Source organism: Pseudomonas sp. LY-1 (assembly GCF_053502595.1).
On record NZ_CP094353.1, the window covers coordinates 6468986 to 6494972 of the forward strand.

Consider the following 25987-nt stretch of genomic DNA (forward strand, 5'->3'; position numbering starts at 1 on the left):
ATGCAGAACAGACTGCTTTAACGCTCGCTCGTTCATGCGCAACATTTTGTAAGGCGTAAATAAAGGCCTCAACAAATCGATTCAATATGGAATTGAAGCGATAACATCGGCGAAAAGATGAAGATTGTCGGGGAAAACCGTAGCAAACTTCAAAATTCCTACAACTGAATCCAGAACGGTATGACGACCGCAGTGGCCGTCCCCAAATCGGATCAGTATCCTAGCACCTCCTCGCCCGCCGACGCTAAGACCAAGCGGGCAGCCCAACAGGTTTAAAAACGAATGAATGCTCTAGCCCGCCGCGCCGCAGGCCTGCTGCTCAGCACAGTTTGTCTGCCCCTCTCAGCCTTGGCTGCCGACCCACAACCCACCCATGAATTCACCCTGGATAACGGCCTCAAAGTGGTCGTGCGCGAAGACCATCGCGCGCCGGTGGTGGTTTCCCAGGTCTGGTACAAAGTCGGTTCGAGCTACGAAACCCCGGGCCAGACCGGTTTGTCCCACGCCCTGGAACACATGATGTTCAAGGGCAGCTCCAAGGTCGGCCCCGGCGAAGCCTCGCTGATCCTGCGCGACCTGGGCGCCGAAGAGAACGCCTTCACCAGCGACGACTACACCGCCTACTACCAAGTGCTGGCGCGTGACCGCCTGGGTGTCGCCTTCGAACTCGAAGCCGACCGCATGGCCAGCCTGCGCCTGCCGGCCGACGAGTTCAGCCGCGAGATCGAAGTGATCAAGGAAGAACGCCGCCTGCGCACCGACGACAACCCGATGTCCAAGGCCTTCGAGCGCTTCAAGGCCATGGCCTTCCCGGCCAGCGGCTACCACACGCCGACCATCGGCTGGATGGCCGACCTCGACCGCATGAAGGTCGAAGAACTGCGCCACTGGTACCAGTCCTGGTACGTGCCGAACAACGCCACCCTGGTGGTGGTCGGCGACGTGACCCCGGACGAGGTGAAGAACCTGGCCCAGCGCTACTTCGGCCCGATCCCCAAGCGTGACGTGCCACCGGCGAAGATCCCGCTGGAACTGGCCGAGCCCGGCGAGCGCCTGCTGACGATGCATGTGCAGACCCAACTGCCGAGCGTGATCCTGGGCTTCAACGTGCCCGGCCTGGCCACCGCGCCAGACAAACGCTCGGTACAAGCCCTGCGCCTGATCTCGGCCCTGCTCGACGGCGGCTACAGCGCGCGCATTTCGGAACGGCTCGAACGCGGTGAAGAGCTGGTCTCCTCCGCCTCCACCAACTACGACGCCTACACCCGCGGTGACAGCCTGTTCACCCTGAGCGCCACACCGAACCAGCAGAAGAAAAAGACCATCGCACAAGCCGAAGCCGGCCTGTGGCGCCTGCTGGAAGAACTCAAAGCCAAGCCGCCGACCGCCGAGGAGCTGGAGCGTATCCGCGCCCAGGTCATTGCCGGCCTGGTCTACCAGCGCGACTCGATCACCAGCCAGGCGACCGCCATCGGTTCCCTGGAAACCGTCGGCCTGTCCTGGAAACTGATGGACACCGAACTGGCCGACCTGCAAAGCGTGACCCCGGACGATATCCAGAAGGCCGCACGTACCTATTTCACCCGCGAACGTCTCAGCGTCGCCCATGTCCTGCCTGAGGAGACCGCTCATGAGTGATCGCAAAAGCAGCCGCCTGATCCTGCCCGGCCTGATCGCCGTCACCCTGATCGCGGCGAGCGCGGTGTATTTCCTGCGCCCAAGCGAATCCGTCGCCAGCCCGGCGCTGGAAAAAGCCCAGTCGACCCACACACTGCAATCCCTGGCGGAACTGGACGGCAAGGCGCCGACCAACCGCAAGCTCGACGTGCAGACCTGGAACACCGCCGAAGGCGCCAAGGTGCTGTTCGTCGAAGCCCACGAACTGCCGATGTTCGACATGCGTATCCTGTTCGCCGCCGGCAGCAGCCAGGACGGCAACGTCCCTGGCGTGGCGCTGATGACCAACGCCATGCTCAACGAAGGCGTGCCGGGCAAGAATGTGAGCCAGATCGCCAGCGGCTTTGAAGGCCTCGGCGCGGACTTCGGCAATGGCGCTTACCGCGACATGGCGCTGGTGTCCCTGCGCGGCCTGAGCGACAGCGACAAGCGCGACGCCGCCCTGGCGCTGTTTGACCAGGTGATCGGCAAACCGACCTTCCCCGCAGACTCCCTGGCGCGCATCAAGAACCAGATCCTCGCCGGCTTTGAGTATCAGAAGCAGAACCCCGGCAAACTGGCGAGCCTGGAGCTGTTCAAGCGCCTGTACGGCGACCACCCGTATGCTCACCCGAGCGAAGGCACGGCCGAGAGCGTTCCGAAAATCACCCAGGCACAGTTGCAGGCATTCCACGCCAAGGCGTATGCCGCGGGTAACGCTGTGATTGCCGTGGTGGGCGACCTGACCCGCGCCGAGGCCGAAGCCATGACCGCCAAGGTCTCGGCCTCGCTGCCCAAAGGCCCGGCCCTGGCGAAGATCGCCCAGCCGACCGAGCCCAAGGCCGGTTTGAGCCATATCGAGTTCCCGTCCAAGCAGACGCACCTGCTGTTCGCGCAACTGGGCATCGATCGCGCCGACCCGGACTACGCCGCCCTGTCCCTGGGCAACCAGATCCTCGGCGGCGGGGGCTTCGGCACCCGCTTAATGAGTGAAGTGCGCGAGAAGCGCGGCCTGACCTACGGCGTCTACTCCGGTTTCTCGCCGATGCAAGTGCGCGGCCCGTTCATGATCAACTTGCAGACCCGCGCGGAAATGAGCGGCGGCACCCTGCGCCTGGTGGAAGACGTGCTGGCCGACTACCTCAAGACCGGCCCGACGCAAAAGGAGCTGGATGACGCCAAGCGCGAGCTGAGCGGCAGCTTCCCGCTGTCCACCGCGAGCAACGCCGATATCGTCGGGCAACTGGGCGCCATGGGTTTCTACAACCTGCCGCTGAGCTATCTGGAAGATTTCATGAAACAATCCCAGGCCCTGACCGTAGAACAGGTCAAAGCGGCTTTGAACAAACACCTGAGCGCCGACAAGATGGTCATCGTGACCGCCGGCCCGACGACTGCGCAAAAGCCACTACCGCCCCCCACTGATAAACCTGCCGAGCAGCCGCTCGGGGTTCCGGAGCATTAATGGCCAGTTCATCTCGCCCGAAAAAACCTGTCCACAACGTGCATAACGGTGTGGGCCAACTGCGCATCATTGGCGGTGAATGGGGCAGCCGCAAGCTCAGCTTCCCCGACGTCGTGGGCCTGCGCCCAACGCCGGATCGCGTGCGTGAAACCCTGTTCAACTGGCTGGCACCCTACATCGCCGGGGCCAAGGTACTCGACCCGTTTGCCGGCAGCGGCGCGCTGTTCCTCGAGGCGCTGTCCCGTGGCGCGGCCCAGGCACAGGCGCTGGATGCCAGCAATGTGGCGGTGTCCAGCCTCAAGGAACACCTGGGCACCCTGCGCTGCACCAACGGCCAGGTGCAGACCGCCGACGCGCTGCGCTACCTGGAAACCCAGGCCGCCAGCGAATACGACGTGGTGTTCCTCGACCCGCCGTTCAACCAGAACCTGCTGCCGACCGTGTGCGCGTTGCTGGAAGAGCGCCAATGGCTGGCGCCGGACTCGTGGATCTACACTGAAAGCGAAAGCGCGCCATCCAGCCTGGGCCTGCCCGGCAGCTGGCGCCTGCACCGGGAACAGAAATCCGGGCGGGTGTATTACGCATTGTGGCAACGTTCGGTACAGCCCTCGGCCTGAACGGGCTTTTGTGGCGAGCAAGCTCGCTCGCCACAGTGAGTCCGCGTGCCACAGAGAGTGTCATGACCCCCTCTTCAGACCTGTTCAAACCCGCCTTCGGCCTCGGCAACCCTCATCTGCAAACGTTGTGGGGGCCGCTGTGGCGCCCGACCACGCACCTCGAACGCCCACGCGAACGCCTGTGGCTGGACGACGGCGACTTTCTCGACCTCGACTGGCATGGCCCCCATGACGCGCAAGCGCCGTTGGTGCTGGTACTGCATGGGCTGACCGGCTCGTCCAACTCGCCTTACGTGGCCGGCCTGCAAAAAGCCCTCGCCGCCCAGGGCTGGGCCAGTGCGGCCTTGAACTGGCGCGGATGCTCGGGCGAGCCGAACCTGTTGGCGCGCAGCTACCACTCGGGCGCCAGCGAAGACCTGGCGGCGGCGATTGCCCATCTGCGCGCCAAGCGGCCGTTGGCGCCGTTGTATGCGGTGGGTTATTCCCTGGGGGGCAACGTGCTGCTCAAGCATTTGGGCGAAACCGGCGCGAATTCGGGGCTGCAAGGCGCGGCGGCGGTGTCGGTGCCGTTTCGTCTGGATCAGTGCGCCGATCGCATCGGCCTGGGCTTTTCGCGGGTGTACCAAAAGCACTTCATGCGCGAGATGGTGGCGTATATCCGCGTCAAGCAAAGCCGCTTTTTACAGGATGGTCGTGCTGAAGGGCTCAAGGCCCTGGAGGCACTCGGGTCTCTGGAGAAGATGCACACGTTCTGGGACTTCGACGGCCGGGTCACCGCGCCGCTGCATGGTTTCCTCAGTGCCGAAGACTATTACCGCCGCGCGTCGAGCCGTTACTACCTGGGCGATATCCGCACGCCGACCCTGATCATCCAGGCGGCCGATGACCCGTTTGTCTTCGCCCATAGCCTGCCCGAAGCCAGCGAGTTGTCGGATTGCACCGAGTTCGAATTGCTGGCCAAGGGTGGGCATGTGGGGTTTGTCGACGGTTCGCTGAAGCGCCCCGGTTACTACCTGGAGCGGCGGATTCCGCAATGGCTGCTGACACAACCCCGTTAAACAAGGTGGGTTTACACGCAGGACAACTCAGTCGCCCGTCGCGATTTCCCGCGTTGGATCAGTAATCCACTCGCTCCACGAGCCCGCATACAACTTGCCCAACGGGTAACCCGCCAGGCTCAGGGCGAACAGGTTATGGCACGCCGTCACGCCCGAACCGCAATACGCCACCAACTCATCCGGCGAACGGCCTTGCAACTGGGCGGCGAAGCGCTGCTTGAGCTGCTCGGCCGGCAGGAAACGCCCATCGCTGCCCAGGTTTTCGGTGAACGCCGCACATTGCGCGCCGGGAATGTGCCCGGCAATCGGGTCGATAGGCTCGACATCGCCGCGAAAGCGCGGCTGGGCGCGGGCGTCGAGCAGGGTCAGGCCCGGTTGGCCCAGGCGTTTTTGCAGCTGCTTGGCATCCAGCAACAGGCGATTGTCCGGCGTGCCGACAAAGGTGCCGCGCTCGATCACCGGCGCATCCAGGCTTAACGGGAAGCCGGCCGCGTGCCAGGCCTTCAAGCCACCGTCCAGGATAAACACGCCATCACGCTTGCCCAGCCACGCCAGCGACCACCAGGTGCGGGCGGCATAAACACCCGGGCCGTCGTCGTAGAGCACCACATCGGTATCGGCATTGATGCCCCAGGCACGCAGTTGCTCGGCGAGCGTCTGCGCCTGCGGCAACGGGTGACGCCCGGTCACGCCCTTGGTCACCGGCCCACTGAGATGGCGCTCCAGGTCGGCATATTGCGCGCCTTCGATATGCCCTTCGGCGTAGCTGCACATTCCGTAGTCCGGGTCTTCCAGGGCAAAGCGGCAGTCAAGTATCACCAGAGCGCCGCGCTGTTGGCGCTCGGCCAGTTGCTGGGGGCTGATCAGTTGGGCAAGTGGCATGACAGACTCCTGTGAACAAATTCGGGAAAGATCCTACTTCACTTCTTCCAGTGCCTGGTTCAACGGCACGTAAAACTCTTTGAACAGTGCATCCACCGCCGCTTTGGCCTGCGGCGTGACAAACCCCGCTTCCAGCACCAGCACCTGATACACCCCGCGCTTGATCGCTTCGGCGCTCAGATGTGTGGATTTTTCATTGGTGGTACACAAAAACCGCACCCAGGAGGTAAGGATGATCCAGGCGTTGAGGGTCAGCGCCTCGGTTTGCACCGGATCCATATTGAGAATGCCGGCATCGACAAACCCTCGGTAAATGGCGCCACCCTGAATCAGGCAACGCTGGGAAAAGCGCCGGTAGCCGGTGGCCAGTTCCGGGTCGCTCTCCAGCAGGTGTTCGAGGTCACGGTGCAGGAAACGGTAGCGCCACATGCCGGCCAGGACCGCCTGCAGGTAGAAGCGCTTGTCCTCCACCACCATGGTGCGACCCTGGGGCGGGCGCAGGAAACTGTCGACCAAGGCTTCGTATTCGCGAAACAGCACGGCGATGATCGCCTGCTTGTTGGGGAAGTGGTAGTACAGGTTGCCCGGCGAAATTTCCATATGGGCGGCGATATGGTTGGTGCTGACACTGCGCTCGCCCTGCTGGTTAAAAAGCTCCAGGCTGGTTTGCACAATGCGCTCGCTGGTCTTTACTCGTGGTGCCATAGGGGATCAGCTTCTGTACACGTGATCGACCATCTTACGGCCTAACCTTGCCGGGATAAATCCAGTTATGGCTGCAATGCCATTTGACAATTTAGAGCAATAACTCTAAAAATCCAGGCAGACCAATAACAATCCGGAACTGCACCATGTCTGCCAACGTTGCCTACCCGCAAGATTCCCAGACACTGGATCAACTCCAGGGCCTGTTCGACGCCCAACGCCGCGCCTACGCCGCCAACCCGATGCCGCCGGCCGCGCAACGCCAGCAATGGCTCAAGGCCTTGCGCGAAGTGCTCAGCGACGAACGCCAGGCGCTGATCGACGCGATCAGCCAGGACTTCAGCCATCGCAGCGCCGACGAAACCCTGTTCGCCGAACTGATGCCCAGCCTGCATGGCATTCACTATGCGAGCAAACACCTCAGTGGCTGGATGAAACCTTCCCGCCGCGCTGTAGGCATTGCCTTCCAGCCCGCCTCGGCCAAAGTCATCTACCAACCGCTGGGCGTGGTCGGGGTGATCGTGCCCTGGAACTACCCGCTGTACCTGGCCATCGGGCCATTGGTGGGTGCGTTGGCCGCGGGCAATCGGGTGATGCTCAAACTCAGCGAATCGACCCCGGCCACCGGCGAACTGCTCAAGACCCTGCTGGCGAAGGTCTTCCCCGAAGACCTGGTGTGCGTGGTGCTGGGCGAGGCCGACGTCGGCATGGCATTTTCCAGGCTGCGCTTCGATCATCTGCTGTTCACCGGCGCCACCAGCATCGGTAAACATGTGATGCGCGCGGCGGCCGAGCATCTGACCCCGGTCACGCTGGAACTGGGCGGCAAATCGCCGGCGATCGTTTCCGCCGATGTGCCCCTCAAGGACGCCGCCGAACGCATCGCCTTCGGCAAGGCCCTGAACGCCGGGCAAACCTGCGTGGCGCCGGACTACGTGCTGGTGCCGGAAGATCGCGTCGAGGGTTTCGTCGAGGCCTACAGCAAGGCGCTTCGTGGTTTTTACCCGACTCTGGCCAACAACCCGGACTACACCGCCATCATCAACGAACGGCAACTGGCCCGGCTCAACGCCTACGTGAAGGACGCCACCGACAAGGGCGCCACCCTGATCCCTCTGTACGACCAGGGCCAGGCACGCCGCATGGCCCACAGCCTGCTGTTGAATGTCAGCGATGAAATGACAGTGATGCAGGACGAAATCTTCGGCCCGGTGCTGCCGATCGTGCCTTATCGCGGCATCGACCAAGCCTTTGCCTACATCAATCAGCGGCCTCGCCCACTGGCCCTGTACTACTTCGGCTACAACAAGCGCGAACAGAACCGCGTACTCCACGAAACCCACTCCGGCGGCGTATGCCTGAACGACACGCTGCTGCATGTGGCTCAGGACGACATGCCTTTCGGCGGCATCGGCCCATCAGGCATGGGCCACTACCACGGTCATGAAGGGTTCCTCACGTTCAGTAAGGCCAAGGGCGTGCTGGTCAAGCAGCGCCTGAACGCCGCGAAGTTGATCTACCCGCCTTACGGCAAATCGATCCAGAAGCTGATCCAGAAGCTGTTTATCCGCTGATACCGCCACCCTCGGGATAACCATAACAATGAACCCAAGCCTGACTGATTCACCCGCGCTGTCGCGGCGCGGCGTCCTGAAAATCGGCCTGTGCGCCAGCGCCTTCCTGGCCACCGCCGGGCTGGGTGCCAGCCTCAGCGGTTGCTCCAGCAGCACTCCGGCCAGCGGCTTTGCCCTGTTGCGCAGCAGCGACTTGCCGTTTCTGCGCGCGGTGATCCCGGTGCTGCTGGAAGGCGTGGCCAGCGCCCAGGAAGTTGCCAGCGGGATTGAAGACACCCTGAAAAAACTCGACTACAGCCTGCAGCACCTGTCGCCGGAGATGTTCAAGCTGACCCAGCAACTGTTCGACGTGCTGGGCATGGGCATCACCCGCGGCCCACTGACCGGGATCTGGGGCAGTTGGGAAAACGCCAGTGGCGAACAGATCCGCAACTTCCTGCACCGCTGGGAAAACAGCTACCTGAACCTGCTGCGCATGGGCCAGGGTTCGTTGCTCAAGCTGGTGATCATGGCCTGGTACTTCCGGCCGGCGTCGTGGGCCCATTGCGGCTACCCCGGGCCGCCGAAGATCTGATTCGCATCCCCCCAATAAAAACAAGAGACGACCCCGATGCCTGTACCCGATCTGTTCCGCGACGGCCTGGCCCGCGGCTGGAAAACCCACAATGGCGCCGCCCTCGACCGCGACCTGACGCTGGAAGCCGACGTAGCGATCATCGGCAGCGGTGCCGGCGGCGGCACCTCTGCCGAAATCCTCAGCGCCGCCGGCTACAAAGTGCTGCTGATCGAAGAAGGCCCGCTCAAGACCAGCAGCGATTTCAAGCTGCTCGAAGACGAGGCCTACGCCAGCCTGTATCAAGAAGGCATCGGCCGCATGAGCAAGGACGGCGCCATCACCATCCTGCAAGGCCGGGCCGTGGGCGGCACCACGCTGATCAACTGGACCTCCAGCTTCCGCACCCCGGACGCCACCCTCAGCCACTGGGCCAGCGAATATGCGGTCAAGGGCCACAGCAGCGCGGACATGGCGCCATGGTTCGAAAAAATGGAACAGCGCCTGGGCATCGCTCCCTGGGCCATGCCGCCCAACGCCAACAACGACGTGATCCGCAAAGGCTGCGAACAGCTGGGCTACAGCTGGCATGTGATCCCGCGCAACGTGCGCGGCTGCTTCAACCTGGGTTATTGCGGCATGGGTTGCCCGGTCAACGCCAAGCAGTCGATGCTGGTGACCACCATCCCCTCCACCCTGGAGAAGGGCGGCGAGCTGCTGTACCTGGCCCGCGCCGAACGCCTGGTCTACAGCGGCGACCGCATCAATAGCCTGGAATGCGTGGCCATGGACGAACGCTGCGTGGCGCCGACTGGACGCAAGATCACGGTCAAGGCCAGGCATTACGTGCTGGCCGGCGGCGGCATCAACAGCCCGGCGCTGCTGATGCGCTCGGCCGCCCCCGACCCGCATTCGCGGCTGGGCAAGCGCACCTTTTTGCATTTGGTGAACTTCTCCGCGGCGCTGTTCGACGAGGTGATCAACCCGTTCTATGGCGCGCCGCAGTCGATCTATTCCGATCACTTCCAATGGCTGGACGGCACCACCGGCAGAATGTCGTACAAGCTCGAAGCGCCGCCGCTGCACCCGGCGCTGGCCAGTACGCTGCTCGGCGGCTACGGCACCCAGAACGCCCTGGACATGAGCCAATTGCCACATACCCACGCAATGCTTGCCCTGCTGCGCGACGGCTTCCACCCCGACAGCCCCGGCGGCAGCGTGGAACTGCGCGGCGACGGCACACCGGTGCTCGATTACCAGGTTTCGCCTTACGCCTGGGACGGCCTGCGCCGTGCGTTCCACAGCATGGCCGAGATCCAGTTCGCGGCGGGTGCCAAGTCGGTCAAGCCGCTGCATCACGATGCGCGCTACGTGAAGACCCTGGCCGAAGCACGCAGCCTGATCGACGGCCTCAACCTGGAATTGCACCGCACCTGCCTGGGCAGCGCCCACGTGATGGGCGGCTGCGCCATGGGCGAAGAGCCGAAAAATGCGGTGGCCGACAGCCTCGGTCGCCATCACCAGTTGCGCAACCTGTCGATCCACGACGGTTCGCTGTTCCCCACCAGCATTGGCGCCAACCCGCAGTTGTCGGTGTACGGATTGACCGCGCAACTGGCGAGCGCATTGGCCGAACGTCTGAAAACGGCATGAAAAAACAGGGTATTTCGCGGGTCTATCTGCATAAGTCGACTTGGCCGACCGGGACGGCTGCGATACCATCCGGTTCCCCAACGGACTCCGCCAGGACGACGCGATGAACCGAGTGTTGTACCCAGGTACCTTCGACCCGATTACCAAAGGCCATGGCGATCTGGTCGAACGCGCCTCGCGCTTGTTCGACCATGTGATCATCGCGGTCGCTGCCAGCCCCAAGAAAAACCCGCTGTTTCCCCTGGAACAGCGCGTGGAGCTGGCGCGCGAGGTCACCAAGCACCTGCCCAACGTCGAAGTGGTGGGTTTCTCGACGCTGCTGGCACATTTCGCCAAAGAGCAGAACGCCAATGTGTTCCTGCGCGGCCTGCGCGCGGTATCGGACTTCGAATACGAATTCCAGTTGGCCAACATGAACCGCCAACTGGCGCCGGACGTGGAAAGCCTGTTCCTCACGCCGTCGGAGCGTTATTCGTTCATTTCCTCGACGTTGGTCCGTGAAATCGCGGCCCTGGGCGGGGATATCACCAAGTTCGTGCATCCGGCCGTGGCTGATGCGCTGACCCTGCGCTTCAAGAAGTAAGACCGCTCACTCGGCGCCCGCTCGCACTGCGGGCGCCAATGCGGCACAATTGCGCGCATTAGTTTTCCAGATGCCTTGGCTGACTGCCCTGGCAGGAGTTTCCATGTCCTTGATCATCACCGACGATTGCATCAACTGCGACGTCTGCGAACCCGAGTGCCCGAACGCCGCGATTTCCCAAGGCGAAGAGATCTACGTGATCGACCCCAACCTCTGCACCCAGTGCGTCGGCCACTACGACGAACCGCAGTGCCAGCAGGTGTGCCCGGTGGATTGCATTCCACTGGATGAAGCCCATCCGGAGACTGAAGCGCAGTTGATGGAGAAATACCGGAAGATTACCGGTAAGGCTTGAGCCTGGTGGCGTCTGTGAGGGCCTCATCGGGGGCAAGCCCCCATCCCACATTTGAATGTATTCACACATCAAAATGTGGGAGGGGGCTTGCCCCCGATGGCGATATCAGCCTTCACACAACAGTCAGCTCTGGCACTTAGGGCAAAACACACTCGCCCGCTGCCCCAGCACCACACTGCGCAACTCGCTCCCGCAGACCTTGCACGCCTCGCCACCCCGGCCGTAGACAAACAACTCCTGCTGGAAATACCCCGGCTGCCCATCGCCGCCGATAAAGTCGCGCAAGGTGGTGCCGCCGCGCTCGATGGCGGCCGCCAGAATGCGCTTGATCTCGATCGCCAGCTTCAGATAGCGCCCGCGTGAAATGCCACCGGCCTCGCGGCGCGGATCGATCCCCGCCGCGAACAGCGCTTCGGTCGCGTAGATATTGCCCACGCCCACCACCACCGCGTTGTCCATGATGAACGGTTTGACCGCCATCGAACGCCCACGGGACAGTTTGAACAGGCGCTCGCCATCGAACAGGTCGGTCAACGGCTCCGGCCCCAGGCGGATCAGCAGTTCGTGGTTATGCGGGTCCTGGCTCCAGAGCATCGCGCCAAAACGCCGAGGGTCGGTGTAGCGCAGGGCCAGGCCCGACTCCAGCTCGATGTCCACATGCTCATGCTTGGCCGCCGGCAGGCCGACTTCCACCAGGCGCAGGTTGCCCGACATGCCCAGGTGGCTGATCAGGGTGCCCACTTCGGCGTTGATCAACAGGTACTTGGCCCGCCGCTCCACCAGCACGATGCGCTGCCCGGACAGGCGTACATCGAGGTCTTCCGGGATCGGCCAGCGCAGGCGTCGCTCGCGCACCACGACGCGGCTGACCCGCTGGCCTTCCAGGTGCGGCGCAATCCCGCGCCGAGTGGTTTCGACTTCTGGTAACTCGGGCATGTGTGCCTCGTGAGGTAAGGGTCAGTGCGCGCCCAGTTCGCGGATCGACAATTTCATGCTTTCGAAGTCGTAGTCCGACAGGCCCACGTAGTCCAGCACCAGATGGCCAATCGCGTCCCACTCATAGTCGACCGGCTGGTTGCCCAACACCCGGTACGACGAGCAGATGTGCTCGGCCATTTTCAGGATCGCCAGCAGGTTCTTGAGTTGCGGATTGCGCGGCGACTCATCGCTGAAGATCGCCAGGGCGTTGTGATGGTTGGCAATGGCGTCGGTCACATGCTCCGGCAGGCGCCAGGACTTGGCGGTGTAATAGCCGACCACCGCATGGTTGGTGTTGAACGCATTGTTTTCGGTGTCGACCACTCGGCAGTCGGCACCGGCATTGGCGTAGGACTCTTCGAGCACCGCCATGTAATTGGGGAAGCGCTTGAGCATCAGCGGTACGCCGCAATCGTGGAACAGCCCCAGGGCATAGGCTTCGTCCACCGCCTGGGCGCCGGTGCGCTTGGCCAGGGTGAGGCAGGTCATGGCCACGTCCTGGGCGGTGTCCCAGAAACGGTTGAGGGTGACGATGGTGTCGTCGCTCATCTCGCCCTTGATCGACAGGGCGTTGATCAGGTTGATGATCGAACGGCTGCCCAGCAGGTTAACGGCGCGCTGGATCGAGGCGATCTTGTTGCTCAGGCCGTAATACGACGAGTTGACGATCTTCAGCAGCGCGCCGGACAGGCCCGGGTCCTGGGAAATCAACCGCGCGATCACTTCCAGGTCCGGGTCGGGCATGTACTGTTCCATCTGCAAATCCACCATGATTTGCGGCTGAGGCGGCACACTGATGCCTTGCAGGGCCTGCTGGATCTGTTCGGCGGAAAGCTCTTGGGACATAAGTACACACTCTGGGCGAGAGGGGGATTCTAACCCCGATGGGAAGCTGACCGACACCTCAAAAAACCAAATGGCACTCCTATCAAATGGACGCCACAGCACGCGCCCCCCCCCTGCAACCCATCAGGCCAAGCCACGAAATGTAATGCAACACGGTATACTCCCGCTCTTTTTTCCGGAGCGACGTCATGTCCCTGCCAAGCCTGCGTCTCAAAGCCAACGCCGATCGTCGTTTGCGCAACGGCCACCTGTGGGTCTACAGCAACGAAATCGACGTGGCCGCCACCCCACTTCACGGCTTCCAGGCGGGCGACCAGGCCATCCTCGAAGCGGCCGGCGGCAAGACCCTGGGCATCGTGGCCATGAGCCCGAACAACCTGATCTGCGCGCGCCTGCTGTCGCGTGACATCAAGTTGCCTTTGGACAAGTCGCTGCTGGTACACCGCCTGAACGTCGCCCTGTCCCTGCGCGACCGTCTGTTCGACAAGCCGTTCTACCGCCTGGTCTACGGCGATTCCGACCTGCTGCCGGGCCTGGTGGTCGACCGTTTCGGCGACATCCTGGTGGTCCAGATCGCCTCGGCGACCATGGAAGCGCATAAAGAAGACGTGATCGCCGCCCTGACCCAAGTGCTCAAGCCGAGCGGCATTCTGTTCAAGAATGACTCCGCCGCGCGCGACGCCGAAGGCCTCAACCGCTACGTCGAAACCGTGTTCGGCCTGGTGCCGGAGTGGGTCGCGCTGGAAGAAAACGGCGTGAAATTCGAAGCCCCGGTGATCCAGGGCCAGAAAACCGGCTGGTTCTATGACCACCGCATGAACCGCGCACGCCTGGCCCCGTATGCCAAAGGCAAGCGCGTCCTCGACCTGTACAGCTACATCGGCGGCTGGGGCGTGCAAGCCGCGGCCTTCGGCGCCACTGAAGTGTTCTGCGTCGACGCATCGGCCTTCGCCCTCGACGGCGTCGAGCGCAACGCCGCGCTGAACGGCGTCGCCGAGAAAATGACCTGCATCGAAGGCGACGTCTTCGAAGCCCTCAAAGAGCTGAAAGCCAGCGAAGAACGCTTCGACGTGATCGTCGCCGACCCACCGGCCTTCATCAAACGCAAAAAAGACATGAAAAACGGCGAAGGCGCCTACCGCCGCCTCAACGAGCAAGCCATGCGCCTGCTCAGCAAGGACGGCATCCTGGTCAGCGCCTCGTGTTCGATGCACCTGCCGGAAGACGACCTGCAGAACATCCTGCTGACCAGCGCCCGCCACCTGGACCGTAACATCCAGATGCTCGAACGCGGCGGCCAGGGCCCGGATCACCCGGTGCACCCGGCGATTGCCGAGACGCGCTACATCAAGAGCATCACCTGCCGGTTGTTGCCAAATAGCTAAAGACCAAAACCGTCCCCCTGTAGGAGCGAGCTTGCTCGCGAAAAACGCATAGACGACGCGGGCTACCTGATAGCGCTGCGTCATCGTTGACGTGCTTCGCGAGCAAGCTCGCTCCTACAAGGGGGAAGAGGTCACAACCAGATGGCGTCCCATAGCGGGTACTGGCCGATATGCTTGACCAGCCCTGCACGCAAGGGATTGGCCACGATATAGCGGGCCATTGCTTTCAAATCTTCCTCCCGACGCAGTGCGCGGTCGAAGTAACCTTTTTGCCATAGGGTCCCGAACGAACACCTGGCCTGGTTGATGGCACGGGCACTTCGCGACTTGGTGATTCGCATCAGCCTTGGCAAGTCGCCGTTATGCAACTCGACCAGCCAATGGAAATGGTCAGGCATGACCACCCAGGCCAGCGAAGTCGCCTCACCCTCGTCCTGAGCCTGCCTGAACTCACTGACAAGCAGGCGGCCGATGCGCCAGTCCTGAAAGACCGATTGCCGTTGATGGGTAACCGCAGTGATCAGGTAAATCCGGCCCGACTCCGAACAGCGCCCGATGCGCAGCCGATGTGCACGTTGCTGGGTGGACATTCCTTCGTCCTCTTCTGTGAGTGGAAGAGAAACGGTAGGCGCAGCGACGTCAACCGGCCTCTAAACAGTGGTTCTGAATATGTCCCCTCCCTGTAGGAGCGAGATTGCTCGCGAAAAGCGTCAACGATAACGCCGTACTATCAGGAGGCCCGTGTCGCCTGTTCGTTTTTCGCGAGCAAGCTCGCTCCTACATCAGATTGGTTGATCCGGGCGTGCGTCGCCACGGCGCTTTTCGCCATTCCCTCCAGCCGCCAGCGGTGTAGAATCGGCCTATTCATCGCCAGTCATCCCCCGGCGGGTTTATGAGCTCGAGGCCAAAACGCACGGCGATCCCGTAACGTTTGCGGCAACGTCCGGACACCACGGCCATTTTTCGGGTGTTCCAGACGTCCATAGAAGCTCACTCCCCTTAGCACCTGATTAGTTTTGATTAGCCGCCCGGAGGGCTCCAATGCCAGATTACCGCTCGAAAACATCCACCCACGGCCGCAACATGGCCGGCGCCCGCGCACTGTGGCGCGCCACGGGGATGAAAGATGACGACTTCAAGAAGCCGATCATCGCGATTGCCAACTCGTTCACCCAGTTCGTCCCCGGCCACGTCCACCTCAAGGACCTGGGCCAACTGGTCGCCCGCGAGATCGAACGCGCCGGCGGTGTCGCCAAAGAATTCAACACCATCGCCGTGGACGACGGCATCGCCATGGGCCATGACGGCATGCTGTATTCCCTGCCGAGCCGCGAGATCATCGCCGACTCCGTGGAGTACATGGTCAACGCCCACTGCGCCGACGCCATCGTGTGCATCTCGAACTGCGACAAGATCACCCCCGGCATGCTGATGGCCGCCCTGCGCCTGAACGTCCCGGTGATCTTCGTCTCCGGCGGCCCGATGGAAGCCGGCAAGACCAAACTCGCCTCCCACGGCCTCGACCTGGTCGATGCCATGGTCATCGCCGCCGATTCCAGCGCTTCTGACGAGAAGGTCGCGGAATACGAGCGCAGCGCCTGCCCGACCTGCGGTTCATGCTCCGGCATGTTCACCGCCAACTCGATGAACTGCCTGGTGGAAGCCCTGGGCCTGGCCTTGCCGGGCAACGGTTCCACGCTGGCCACCCACAGCGACCGCGAGCAACTGTTCCTGCAGGCCGGCCGCACCATCGTCGAGCTGTGCAAGCGCTACTACGGCGAGAACGATGAGTCGGTGTTGCCGCGCAATATCGCCAACTTCAAGGCGTTCGAAAACGCCATGACCCTGGACATCGCCATGGGCGGTTCCACCAACACCATCCTGCACTTGCTGGCCGCAGCCCAGGAAGCCGAGATCGATTTCGACCTGCGCGACATCGACCGTCTGTCCCGCCACGTGCCGCAACTGTGCAAAGTCGCGCCGAACATCCAGAAGTACCACATGGAAGACGTCCACCGCGCTGGCGGGATCTTCTCGATCTTAGGTTCCCTGGCCCGTGGCGGCCTGCTGCACACCGACCTGCCGACGGTACACAGCAAGTCCCTCGCCGAAGGCATCGCCAAGTGGGACATCACCCAGACTGACGACGAAGCCGTACACACCTTCTTCAAGGCCGGCCCGGCGGGCATCCCGACCCAGACCGCATTCAGCCAGTCGACCCGTTGGGACACCCTCGACGTCGACCGTGAAAACGGCTGCATCCGCAGTGTCGAGCACGCCTATTCGAAAGAAGGCGGCCTGGCCGTGCTGTACGGCAACATCGCCCTCGACGGCTGCGTGGTGAAAACCGCCGGTGTGGACGAGTCGATCCATGTCTTCGAAGGTCGCGCCAAGATCTACGAAAGCCAGGACAGCTCGGTACGCGGCATCCTCGCCGACGAAGTCAAAGAAGGCGACATCGTGATCATCCGCTACGAAGGCCCGAAAGGCGGCCCGGGTATGCAGGAGATGCTCTACCCAACGTCGTACCTGAAATCCAAAGGCCTGGGCAAAGCCTGCGCCCTGTTGACCGACGGCCGTTTCTCCGGCGGCACCTCGGGCCTGTCCATCGGCCACGCTTCGCCTGAAGCCGCTGCCGGCGGCGCGATTGGCCTGGTACAGGACGGCGACAAGGTACTGATCGACATTCCGAACCGCTCGATCAACCTGTTGATCAGCGACGAAGAACTGGCCGCGCGCCGGGTCGAGCAGGACAAGAAGGGCTGGAAGCCGGTGGAAAAGCGTCCACGCAAGGTGACTACTGCGTTGAAGGCTTATGCGTTGCTGGCGACCAGTGCCGACAAGGGTGCGGTGCGTAACAAGGCGATGCTCGACGGTCTGTAAGGCCCGCCCATGAAAATGCCCCGCCCGTGCGGGGCATTTTTTTTGCTGGGAGAAAACCTCAATAACCATGAGGATCAAATGTGGGAGGGGGCTTGCCCCCCGATGGCAGAGTGTCAGTCGATACATCCACAGCTGACCCACCGCTATCGGGGGCAAGCCCCCTCCCACAGCTTGACCGTGTGAACCCAATCAAGTGTGGGAGGGGGCTTGCCCCCGATAAGCAAGCGACTCGGTCTTACTGGATCTCGTCAGGCTTGACGATCACCCAGTTCTTGTCCGCCGTCACCGGCAAGCCTTCCTTGGCCTGGGCGGCCGCGTGCTTGGCCATCATGCCGTTGAGCTGGGTCATGTACTTGTCTTTGCGGTTGACCCACAGGTGAATGCCGCCCTTGGCCACGTCCACATCGTGGAACAGCATGTAGCCGTCGCTGGTCGGGGTATCGCCGCCGACGATTACCGGCTTTTTCCATTCGTCGATGTAGGTCAGGATCGCGGCGTGCTTGCCGGCCATCCAGGTCGCCGGGGTCCACAGGTAGGGGGTCAATTCCAGACCGAGGTTGGCTTTTTCGTCGTATTTGCCGGCAGTGATCTGCTTGCGTGCGGTGGTCAGTTCGCCGGTCTTGCGGTCCTTGAGCAGGGTGCTCACGCCGATGACGTTCTGCGGTTTGACGTTGTAGCCGTACTTCGGATCGGCAGCGACCATGCGTACCAGCTCTTCCGACGCGGCGGTCATCACATACACCTCGATGCCGTTTTCCATCAGCTTGTTGTACAGCTCGGCCTGGCCGGTGAAGACTTTCGGCGGCTGGACTTCGGAGTTCTTCACCGCGTCGCCTTCGAAATAGCTGACCGGCACTGGCTTGCCGGAGGCCATCAACTCATCGACCTGGACCTTGAGTTCCTTGAGGGTAAAACCTGCAAACACCTGGGCCACCCACGGGTAGCAGACCATGTCGTCCACTTCGCAGAGGCGATAGTAGTAACTGAACAGACTTTCCTTATGGTCGGCGGTGTCTTTGAAGGGCATAAGCTTGAGCGACGGGTCGAGGCTGTCGCGGGTGATCAGGCCCTTGTTTTCCATGTAGGGCAGCAGGGACTCTTCGAGGTCGTAGCGGTAGCTGGTGTTGTCCATGTCGAACACCGCGAAGTTACCCTTGTTGGCGTTGGCGGCGATCATTTCGTTCAGTTGCTTGGCGGCCGGGGCCGGCCAGTGTTTCAACTCGGTGGCGGCGAACGCCTGGCCGGCAAGTGCGAGGCAGAATGCGGCGGATACCAGTAGTTTCGGCGCGAGCTTCATAGGCGTTGTCTCCCTGAGTGAAAGACATCGACGCTAACAAATCCCTGTGACAGTTTTCGCCCGGTCGCGACCGCTTGCGTTCTGATTCCGCCATTGCCATGCGCCTGAGCGCCAACTACTTATTCCAAAAACGACAGACACCATTCCATATTGGTATTAAATCAATATATATCAAGCTGTTAGGCTTCCCGGTTCGCAATCGCAGGCTCACGCGATTGGCAACACTCTCAACGGAGCTTCAATGAATCTGCCCCTGATTCTCAACTTACTGGTGTTCGTGGCCCTGTTGCTGGGCCTGGCACAAACCCGTCGAACAAACTGGAGCCTCGCCAAGAAAGTCCTGTTCGCCCTGATACTCGGCGTGGCGTTCGGTACGGCCTTGCACGCCATTTACGGCGATGGCAACCCGGTCCTCAAAGCTTCTATCGGCTGGTTCGATCTGGTCGGCAACGGTTATGTGCAGTTGCTGCAAATGATCGTGATCCCGCTGGTGTTCGCTTCGATCCTCAGCGCCGTGGCACGTCTGCACAACGCCGCGTCCCTGGGCAAGATCAGCTTCCTGACCATCGGCACCCTACTGTTCACCACCGCGATTGCGGCGCTGATCGGCATCGGCCTGACCAACCTGTTCGGCCTCACCGCCGAAGGCCTGGTGGCCGGCACCCAGGAAATGGCGCGCCTGCAAGTGATCCAGAGCGACTACGCGGGCAAGGTCGCCGACCTGAATATCCCGCAGTTGCTGTTGTCGTTCGTGCCAGCGAATCCGTTTGCCGACCTGGCCCGCGCCAAGCCGACCTCGATCATCAGCGTGGTGATCTTCGCCGCCTTCCTCGGCGTGGCCGCGCTGCAACTGCTCAAGGATGACGTGGAAAAGGGCCAGAAAGTGCTCAACGCCATCGACACCCTGCAAGCCTGGGTGATGCGCCTGGTGCGCCTGGTGATGAAGCTCACGCCCTACGGCGTATTGGCGCTGATGACCAAGGTGGTCGCCGGCTCCAACCTGCAAGACATCATCAAGCTCGGCAGTTTTGTCGTGGTCTCGTACCTGGCGCTGGGGCTGATGTTCGTCGTGCATGGCCTGCTGCTGTCGCTGGCCGGGATCAACCCGCTGCGCTTCTTGCGCAAGGTCTGGCCGGTGCTGACGTTCGCCTTCACCAGCCGCTCCAGCGCGGCGGCGATCCCGCTGAGTATCGAAGCGCAGACCCGCCGCCTGGGCATCCCGCACGCCATCGCCGGTTTCGCCGCCTCGTTCGGCGCGACCATCGGCCAGAACGGTTGCGCCGGTCTCTACCCGGCAATGCTGGCGGTGATGGTCGCGCCGACGGTCGGCATCAACCCGTTGGACCCGCTGTGGATCGCGACCCTGGTGGCGATTGTTACCTTGAGTTCGGCGGGCGTTGCCGGCGTGGGCGGCGGGGCGACGTTTGCCGCGCTGATCGTACTGCCGGCGATGGGCTTGCCGGTGTCACTGGTGGCGCTGCTGATTTCCGTGGAGCCGCTGATCGACATGGGCCGTACCGCGTTGAACGTGAACGGTTCGATGACAGCGGGGGCGATTACCAGCCAGATCATGCAGCAGACGGATAAAGAACGGCTGAATGCGGATGAGCATGCGGAGTTGGCGCAGGCCTGATAGACCGCTATCGGGGGCAAGTCGAATCGTCGCACCGCCCCTCCCACACTTGATCGCATTCACTCGGTCAAATGTGGGAGGGGGCTTGCCCCCGATGCTTTTAGGCTTTTTCCCAGACTTCGAAGTTGTAAGCCGGCTTGTCACCTTCGGCTGGGTTCTGCAGATTGGAAACCAACTTCCACTGGTTCTCATCAAACGCCGGAAACCACGCATCCCCTTCCGGGCTCAGCGCCACCCGCGTCAGGTACAGGCGATCCGCCTGTTCCAGCCCCTGCGCATAAAGCTGCGCGCCGCCGATCAACATCAGCTCATCCACGCCCTGCTCCAGCGCCCACGCCTGCGCGCGTTCCACCGCCGCTTCAAGCGACGGAAAAACTTCCGCACCTTCCAGCGCCAGGTCGGTCTGACGACTGACCACAATGTTCAAGCGCCCCGGCAGCGGTCGGCCCAGGGAATCCCAGGTCTTGCGCCCCATGATGATCGGCTTGCCCAGGGTGGTGGCCTTGAAATATTTGAAATCCCCCGGCAAATGCCAGGGCATGCTGTTGTCGATGCCGATCACACGGTTTTCACCGAGGGCTGCGATCAGGCTTAGAGGGAGAGTTTTTTTCATGGCGACGAGAATACCAGAGCCACGCGAAGCGTACCCCAACCGGCTGCACAGCGGTTATGCTCCAGGCTCACTGACACAACAGGACGGCGCGTGACTGCACTGACCCCCCTGCAAACACTCTGGCTGACGGAAACCGTGCGCCTGCGCGAAGAACACGCCGGCCCGCTGGAAGATCAGCAAGCCAATCGCCTGGCCCGCACGGCCGGCGGCGACCTGTCGACGCGCATTCAACAGCGCGCCCTGCACCTGGCCGAGCGCGATGGGCTGACAACCGCCCTCATCCGCTGGCTGCAAGGTGCGCGTTTGGCCCTGATACTGCTGGCGATAGTCGCGGTGATCAGTGGCGCGGGCCTGGCCTTTGCTGCGCTGGGTAACGGCTTGACCCCGGTGAATGTGTTCTGGGCGCTGGGCAGCCTGCTCGGCTTGAACCTGATCCTGCTGATCAGTTGGGCATTGGGCCTGCTGTTTGCCGGAGAACACAGCGCCAGCCTCGGCCGCCTGTGGCTATGGCTCAGCGAAAAACTCGCGCGTGACGCCAAAGCCGCGCAACTGGCGCCGGCGTTGCTGCTGCTATTGCAGCGCCAGAAGCTCAATCGCTGGGCCGTCGGGGTGCTGGTCAACAGCCTGTGGTTACTCGCATTGCTCAGCGCGCTGGCGATCCTGCTGACGCTGCTCGCCACCCGGCGCTACGGTTTTGTGTGGGAAACCACCATCCTCGGCGCCGACACCTTCGTCGCCGTGACCCAAGCCCTCGGCGCCCTGCCCGCCCTGCTTGGTTTCAACGTCCCCACGGTGGAGATGATCCGCGCCAGCGGCGATTCCGCCCTGAACATCGACAGCGCCCGCCAGGCCTGGGCTGCCTGGCTGGTGGGCGTGCTGCTGATCTACGGCCTGTTGCCGCGGTTGATCCTTGCCCTGCTGTGCCTGTGGCGCTGGAATCGCGGACGCGCCGCCCTGCGCCTGGACCTCAACCTGCCCGGCTACAGCCAACTGCGCGAACGCCTGATGCCGAGCAGCGAGCGGCTTGGGGTCAACGATGCGGCACCGGAGCAGTTGCACGCCGTCGGCGGCGGCGTCAGCGAACTGCACAGTGACGGCGCGCTGGTGGTCGCCATCGAACTCGACGACCAACACCCGTGGCCGCCGAAGCTGCCGGGCAACGTGCAGAACGCCGGCATCCTCGACAGCCGCGAATCACGCCACAAACTGCTGGAACAACTGACCCGCTTCCCGCCCGCGCGCCTGGCCATCGCCTGCGACCCGCGCCGCTCGCCCGACCGGGGCAGCCTGGCGCTGATCGCCGAACTGGCGCGCAGCGCCAGCGCCACCCGCGTGTGGCTGCTGCAAGCGCCACCCGGCCAGGCGCTGGACGCCGAGCGCCTGGGCGATTGGCACGCGGCGCTGCAACAACTGGAACTGCCCTTCGCCGATTGCGCGCCGTTGAACTGGCTGGAGAGCGGCCATGACTAAACCCCTGAAACTCGCCGTGGTCGGCCACACCAATGTCGGCAAGACCTCGCTGCTGCGTACCCTGACCCGCGATGTCGGTTTCGGCGAAGTCTCCCATCGCCCCAGCACCACGCGGCATGTCGAAGGCGCGCGCTTGTCGGTCGAGGGCGAAGCCCTGCTGGAACTCTACGACACCCCCGGCCTGGAAGATGCCATCGCCCTGCTCGACTATCTGGAGCGCCTCGATCGCCCCGGCGAACGCCTCGACGGCCCGGCACGCCTGGCGCGTTTCCTGGAAGGCAGCGAAGCCCGCCAGCGTTTCGAACAGGAAGCCAAGGTGCTGCGCCAACTGCTGGCCTCCGACGCCGGCCTGTATGTGATCGACGCCCGCGAGCCGGTGCTGGCCAAGTACCGCGACGAACTGCAAGTGCTGGCCAGTTGCGGCAAACCGTTATTGCCCGTGCTCAACTTCGTCAGCAGCAACGATCATCGCGAACCGGACTGGCGCGAAGCCCTGGCCCGCCTCGGCCTGCACGCATTGGTGCGGTTCGACAGCGTCGCGCCGCCGGAAGACGGCGAACGCCGCCTGTATGAAAGCCTCGCCCTGCTGCTGGAAAACGCCCGGCCCCAACTGGAACGGCTGATCCTCGACCAGCACGCCCAACGCCAGGCCCGCCAGCAAAGTGCCGCGCGGCTGATCGCCGAACTGCTGATCGACTGCGCCGCGTGCCGGCGCAGCGTGGTCACTGAAGAGGAGCCGCAAGCCATCGGCGATTTGCGCAAGGCCGTGCGCCAGCGCGAGCAGCGTTGCGTGGAAGCCTTGCTCAAGCTGTTCGGCTTCCGCCCGCAGGACGCCGCCGCCAGCGACTTGCCGCTGCTCGACGGGCGCTGGGGCGATGACCTGTTCAACCCGGAAACCCTCAAGCAACTCGGCGTGCGCGTCGGCGGCGGGATTGCCGCCGGCGCGGCCGCCGGTGCCGGGGTCGACCTGCTGGTGGGTGGGTTGACCCTTGGCGCCGCCGCGCTGGCGGGCGCCATTGCCGGTGGCGCGCTGCAAACCGCGCGCAGCTATGGCGGGCGCCTGCTGGGCAAGATCAAGGGCCAGCGCGAGCTGACCGTCGACGACAGCGTGCTGCGCCTGCTGGCCCTGCGCCAACGCCAATTGCTCAAGGCCCTGAACCTGCGCGGTCATGCGGCGATGCACAGCATCAAGGTCGACACGCCGCAGGACAAGACCTGGCGCGAAGGCAAGCTGCCCGACGCCCTGCACAAGGCCCGCGCCCACCCGCAGTGGTCGTCCCTCAACCCCCACGCCAAATTGAGCCAGGCCGAGCGCCAGGAGCAGGTCGAAGCCCTGGCCGCCCGGCTCGATGAAGCCTGACCCCGCTTATTGACGTGCGTACCACTCAAAGCCCAGAAAGGTCGTACACAACGTGCGGATCAGCTCTTTATCGGCCTTGTCCGCGATACCGTCTCGGTCGATGTCACTGTTGGTAAACGATTCCAGCACCCCGTCGCCATCGCCGTCATAGGCGGCGGCCTTGTAGATCAGCGAGCCCTTGCACTGCGGCGCCGTGCGCTCTTGGAATTCCAGCTTGACCGCGTTGGGCGTGCCGGCCTTGGCGTAATGATCGACGTACAGCGTCAACGTGCGCTGCCAGTGGCTGCGCCGATTGAACCAGTTCAACTTCAAAAAGCAGTCGGCGAAGGTGTCCACCCGCTGTTTTTCCAGCCGACAGGGACGGGTGACGGGGTTGAGGTCGTCCGCCCATTGCAGGTCGACCCGGCCGTCCGCGCTCATGTCCACGGCGAAGATCTCGTGGATCAGTTCATCGGGACAGCCAGCCTGCTGCTCATAGAAGTGCAGGATGACTGTGTCCGCCCGACCGTTACCGCTCATGTCCTGGGCCGTCACTTTTAAGTAGCGCATCAGCGTTGCTCCTTGGATTGAAGAAGCAAGCCACCTTAGTGATCCGACCTCAGGGGCTCTAGGCGGCGCATCTGCGTTTGGCGTAAGGCCAATCTACGCAGCCAGTAGCCGCGCGGCCTTGGCCTTGAGTACCTGCAGATCGAGCACCGGCACCTGCGCTTGCTTGGCCTGTTCGTCCCAGTGGCGCAGACGCAGGCTGATGGCGTAGAGCGGGTCTTGCTCGAACGCCCGCGCTTCGTCAGGCGTCATTGCCCCGCCTTGATACGCCAGCGTGCGGCGGCTGGCTTCGCTCAACCGGGCGTAGTAGTCCGGCTGGCTGAAGGTCAGGTAGCGCTTGGCCTCGACGTGATATTCCACCAGCCGCGCCAGGCGCTCGCTGAAACCGACGCGGCGCAGGTAATCGGCGCCCAGCCGCTCATGGCTGACCACGCCATAGCCGCCCATGTTCGCGCCGCCCTGGCCGCAGAGATGGCCGATATCGTGGAAAAACGCGGCCAGCACCACTTCATCGTCGAAGCCTTCGGCCATGGCCCACTGCGCGGCCTGGGACATGTGTTCGAGCTGCGACACCGCCTCGCCGATGTAATCCGCCGTGCCGTGTTGCTCGTACAGGCCGAAGACCTCGGCAATCACCTGCTGCGGATTCATCATGCCGCCCCCCACAGTGCGCTGATATTGCGCTCGCCCAGCGCCGGCCCCACGCTCATGCCCACGCCGGTATGCATCAACGCGGCGCTGACGCCGGGCGCCACGCGCAGGAACGAGAACGGCACCCGCCCGCGTGCGCCGTAGACGCCCTGCCAACGCTCGACCACCTGGACCTTGCAACCCAGGGTCTGCTCGGCCAGTTCGAGCATCCAGTCATCGACCTGCTCGGCGTTGAACGGCGACGCATCGCGGCCGTAGTCGTGGGAGTCGCCGATGATCAGTTCGCCATGGGGCGTCGGGCTGATCAGCAAGTGAATCCCGTGCTCATGCAGGTACGGTGCCTCGCGCAGGATCTGCGCCTGCACCGCCGCCGCTTCCGGCAGGTCGGCAAACGCGCCGTAATGCACGCAACTGAGGCCGGTGAGCAAGGCGTGTTGCAGGTTCAGGTTGACCGCCGGCCGCGCGCGCAGCATTTGCAGGCGGCAGATATGCGGGTCGAGTTCGGCAATCGCTTCGGCCAGCAGGGTTTGGTAGTCGTGGCCCGAGCAGACCACGATCTGCGCGCCACGAAAACTGCCCGCCGTGCTGTGCAACTGGCCGGGCTCGACGTCGCGCACCAGGGTCGAAAAGTGAAACTCCACCTGCAGTTCCTCGCGCAGGTAATCGATCAGCGCCGGGATCGCCTCGCGCGAATACAGCTGCTGATCGTCCTTGCCGTGCAACGCTGCGCGGTGATGACGGAATTGGCCGCCGTACAGATCTCGCAACGCTGCGCCCTGCAGCAGTTCGACGTTATAGCCATACGCCTGGGCGCGGCCGGCGCAGAAGGCTTCCAGCAGGTGTTCTTCGGCTTCGCTGCGGGCGAACAGATACGAGCCGTTGCGCTTGAGCTGCAAGCCGGCCAGCCGCGCCCATTCGCCCCAGATATCGCGGCTTTGCCGCGCCAGGTCGAGCATCGGGCCTGGCGGTTGGCCGGTGACCAGGGCCTGGCCGAAGTTGCGCACCGAGGCGCCCAACGGCGTGGCGCTGCGCTCGAACACCTTGACCTTGAGCCCGCGCTTGGCTGCCGCGTAGGCGTGGGACAGGCCGAGGATGCCGGCGCCGATGATCAGCAGGTCGCTGTGGTGTGTCATTTAGTGATGTCCTGTTTTCAAGACCGCTATCGGGGGCAAGCCCCCTCCCACACTTGACCGAGTTCCAACATGAGAATGCGCTCAAAATGTG

24 protein-coding genes are annotated in these 25987 nt (G+C 63.1%); 14 read left to right on the forward strand and 10 right to left on the reverse strand.

Annotated features, from left to right (window positions below):
* The first annotated feature begins 282 nt into the window (after positions 1 to 282).
* The 4 genes from MOQ67_RS29840 to MOQ67_RS29855 all read left to right on the forward strand — a co-directional run bounded on the left by MOQ67_RS29840 (position 283) and on the right by MOQ67_RS29855 (position 4796).
* Positions 283 to 1638 carry a M16 family metallopeptidase gene (locus MOQ67_RS29840; RefSeq protein ID WP_017845024.1) on the forward strand — a complete coding sequence of 452 codons (1356 nt, stop codon included), beginning with the start codon at positions 283 to 285 and terminating at the stop codon, positions 1636 to 1638.
* Positions 1631 to 3121, forward strand: coding sequence for a M16 family metallopeptidase (locus MOQ67_RS29845; protein ID WP_017845025.1), 1491 nt, complete (start codon positions 1631 to 1633; stop codon positions 3119 to 3121). The genes MOQ67_RS29840 and MOQ67_RS29845 overlap by 8 nt, the downstream gene beginning before the upstream one ends.
* Positions 3121 to 3738, forward strand: coding sequence for a 16S rRNA (guanine(966)-N(2))-methyltransferase RsmD (gene rsmD / locus MOQ67_RS29850; protein ID WP_017845026.1), 618 nt, complete (start codon positions 3121 to 3123; stop codon positions 3736 to 3738). Before MOQ67_RS29845 ends, rsmD begins: the two co-directional genes overlap by 1 nt.
* Before the next feature lie 62 nt (positions 3739 to 3800).
* Positions 3801 to 4796, forward strand: a complete 996-nt coding sequence (locus tag MOQ67_RS29855; protein ID WP_046381750.1) for a hydrolase — start codon at positions 3801 to 3803, stop codon at positions 4794 to 4796.
* Between the two features lie 27 nt (positions 4797 to 4823).
* On the opposite strand, the gene MOQ67_RS29860 is transcribed toward MOQ67_RS29855, so the two are convergent.
* Both MOQ67_RS29860 and MOQ67_RS29865 read right to left on the reverse strand, forming a co-directional pair.
* Positions 4824 to 5678, reverse strand: a complete 855-nt coding sequence (locus tag MOQ67_RS29860; protein ID WP_288075876.1) for a sulfurtransferase — start codon at positions 5676 to 5678, stop codon at positions 4824 to 4826.
* A gap of 33 nt (positions 5679 to 5711) precedes the next feature.
* Positions 5712 to 6383, reverse strand: coding sequence for a TetR/AcrR family transcriptional regulator (locus MOQ67_RS29865; RefSeq protein ID WP_017845029.1), 672 nt, complete (start codon positions 6381 to 6383; stop codon positions 5712 to 5714).
* A 146-nt stretch (positions 6384 to 6529) separates the two neighbouring features.
* Between MOQ67_RS29865 and MOQ67_RS29870 the strand changes: the two genes are divergently transcribed.
* The 5 genes from MOQ67_RS29870 to MOQ67_RS29890 all read left to right on the forward strand — a co-directional run bounded on the left by MOQ67_RS29870 (position 6530) and on the right by MOQ67_RS29890 (position 11101).
* The gene (locus MOQ67_RS29870; protein WP_057003959.1) at positions 6530 to 7957 is read left to right on the forward strand and encodes a coniferyl aldehyde dehydrogenase; all 1428 of its coding nucleotides are present in this window, start codon (positions 6530 to 6532) and stop codon (positions 7955 to 7957) included.
* Between the two features lie 28 nt (positions 7958 to 7985).
* A complete protein-coding gene (locus tag MOQ67_RS29875) occupies positions 7986 to 8531 on the forward strand; it encodes a hypothetical protein (protein ID WP_017845031.1) in 546 nt (181 codons plus the stop codon).
* A gap of 36 nt (positions 8532 to 8567) precedes the next feature.
* Positions 8568 to 10163, forward strand: a complete 1596-nt coding sequence (locus MOQ67_RS29880; protein ID WP_046487839.1) for a GMC family oxidoreductase — start codon at positions 8568 to 8570, stop codon at positions 10161 to 10163.
* A gap of 103 nt (positions 10164 to 10266) precedes the next feature.
* Positions 10267 to 10746: a pantetheine-phosphate adenylyltransferase gene (gene coaD, locus MOQ67_RS29885; protein WP_003176711.1), complete on the forward strand. Its 480-nt coding sequence runs from the start codon at positions 10267 to 10269 to the stop codon at positions 10744 to 10746.
* Positions 10747 to 10849: 103 nt separating this feature from the next.
* On the forward strand, positions 10850 to 11101 hold the full coding sequence (locus MOQ67_RS29890) for a YfhL family 4Fe-4S dicluster ferredoxin (RefSeq protein ID WP_010564414.1): 252 nt from the start codon (positions 10850 to 10852) through the stop codon (positions 11099 to 11101).
* A 123-nt stretch (positions 11102 to 11224) separates the two neighbouring features.
* Here the strand turns inward: MOQ67_RS29890 and mutM are convergent, their stop codons facing one another.
* A complete protein-coding gene (mutM, locus tag MOQ67_RS29895) occupies positions 11225 to 12037 on the reverse strand; it encodes a bifunctional DNA-formamidopyrimidine glycosylase/DNA-(apurinic or apyrimidinic site) lyase (RefSeq protein WP_448675761.1) in 813 nt (270 codons plus the stop codon).
* 21 nt (positions 12038 to 12058) lie between these two features.
* The gene (locus MOQ67_RS29900; protein WP_173677813.1) at positions 12059 to 12871 is read right to left on the reverse strand and encodes an HDOD domain-containing protein; all 813 of its coding nucleotides are present in this window, start codon (positions 12869 to 12871) and stop codon (positions 12059 to 12061) included.
* A 242-nt stretch (positions 12872 to 13113) separates the two neighbouring features.
* Here MOQ67_RS29900 and MOQ67_RS29905 point away from each other — a divergent pair, with 242 nt between their 5' ends.
* Positions 13114 to 14310, forward strand: coding sequence for a class I SAM-dependent rRNA methyltransferase (locus MOQ67_RS29905; protein ID WP_057003961.1), 1197 nt, complete (start codon positions 13114 to 13116; stop codon positions 14308 to 14310).
* A 131-nt stretch (positions 14311 to 14441) separates the two neighbouring features.
* On the opposite strand, the gene MOQ67_RS29910 is transcribed toward MOQ67_RS29905, so the two are convergent.
* Positions 14442 to 14900, reverse strand: a complete 459-nt coding sequence (locus tag MOQ67_RS29910) for an REP-associated tyrosine transposase (protein ID WP_046381744.1) — start codon at positions 14898 to 14900, stop codon at positions 14442 to 14444.
* Positions 14901 to 15351: 451 nt separating this feature from the next.
* On the opposite strand from MOQ67_RS29910, the gene ilvD reads away from it, so the two are divergent.
* Positions 15352 to 17193, forward strand: a complete 1842-nt coding sequence (gene ilvD, locus MOQ67_RS29915; protein WP_046381743.1) for a dihydroxy-acid dehydratase — start codon at positions 15352 to 15354, stop codon at positions 17191 to 17193.
* 235 nt (positions 17194 to 17428) lie between these two features.
* On the opposite strand, the gene MOQ67_RS29920 is transcribed toward ilvD, so the two are convergent.
* On the reverse strand, positions 17429 to 18490 hold the full coding sequence (locus tag MOQ67_RS29920) for a hypothetical protein (protein WP_017845038.1): 1062 nt from the start codon (positions 18488 to 18490) through the stop codon (positions 17429 to 17431).
* A 241-nt stretch (positions 18491 to 18731) separates the two neighbouring features.
* Between MOQ67_RS29920 and MOQ67_RS29925 the strand changes: the two genes are divergently transcribed.
* The gene (locus MOQ67_RS29925; protein ID WP_102618288.1) at positions 18732 to 20123 is read left to right on the forward strand and encodes an L-cystine transporter; all 1392 of its coding nucleotides are present in this window, start codon (positions 18732 to 18734) and stop codon (positions 20121 to 20123) included.
* 100 nt (positions 20124 to 20223) lie between these two features.
* Here the strand turns inward: MOQ67_RS29925 and MOQ67_RS29930 are convergent, their stop codons facing one another.
* Positions 20224 to 20736, reverse strand: a complete 513-nt coding sequence (locus tag MOQ67_RS29930; RefSeq protein WP_169884630.1) for a dihydrofolate reductase — start codon at positions 20734 to 20736, stop codon at positions 20224 to 20226.
* Between the two features lie 90 nt (positions 20737 to 20826).
* Between MOQ67_RS29930 and MOQ67_RS29935 the strand changes: the two genes are divergently transcribed.
* Together MOQ67_RS29935 and MOQ67_RS29940 are read left to right on the forward strand one after the other, a co-directional pair.
* Complete coding sequence (locus MOQ67_RS29935) at positions 20827 to 22206, forward strand: DUF2868 domain-containing protein (RefSeq protein WP_448675762.1); 1380 nt, start codon at positions 20827 to 20829, stop codon at positions 22204 to 22206.
* Complete coding sequence (locus tag MOQ67_RS29940) at positions 22199 to 23566, forward strand: DUF3482 domain-containing protein (protein WP_017845042.1); 1368 nt, start codon at positions 22199 to 22201, stop codon at positions 23564 to 23566. Before MOQ67_RS29935 ends, MOQ67_RS29940 begins: the two co-directional genes overlap by 8 nt.
* Before the next feature lie 6 nt (positions 23567 to 23572).
* On the opposite strand, the gene MOQ67_RS29945 is transcribed toward MOQ67_RS29940, so the two are convergent.
* From MOQ67_RS29945 to MOQ67_RS29955, 3 genes are all read right to left on the reverse strand, one after another.
* A complete protein-coding gene (locus MOQ67_RS29945) occupies positions 23573 to 24115 on the reverse strand; it encodes a hypothetical protein (RefSeq protein WP_046381737.1) in 543 nt (180 codons plus the stop codon).
* A gap of 93 nt (positions 24116 to 24208) precedes the next feature.
* A complete protein-coding gene (locus MOQ67_RS29950) occupies positions 24209 to 24763 on the reverse strand; it encodes a phosphonate degradation HD-domain oxygenase (protein ID WP_046487897.1) in 555 nt (184 codons plus the stop codon).
* Complete coding sequence (locus MOQ67_RS29955) at positions 24763 to 25896, reverse strand: TIGR03364 family FAD-dependent oxidoreductase (protein ID WP_017845045.1); 1134 nt, start codon at positions 25894 to 25896, stop codon at positions 24763 to 24765. Before MOQ67_RS29955 ends, MOQ67_RS29950 begins: the two co-directional genes overlap by 1 nt.
* Positions 25897 to 25987 lie beyond the last annotated feature (91 nt).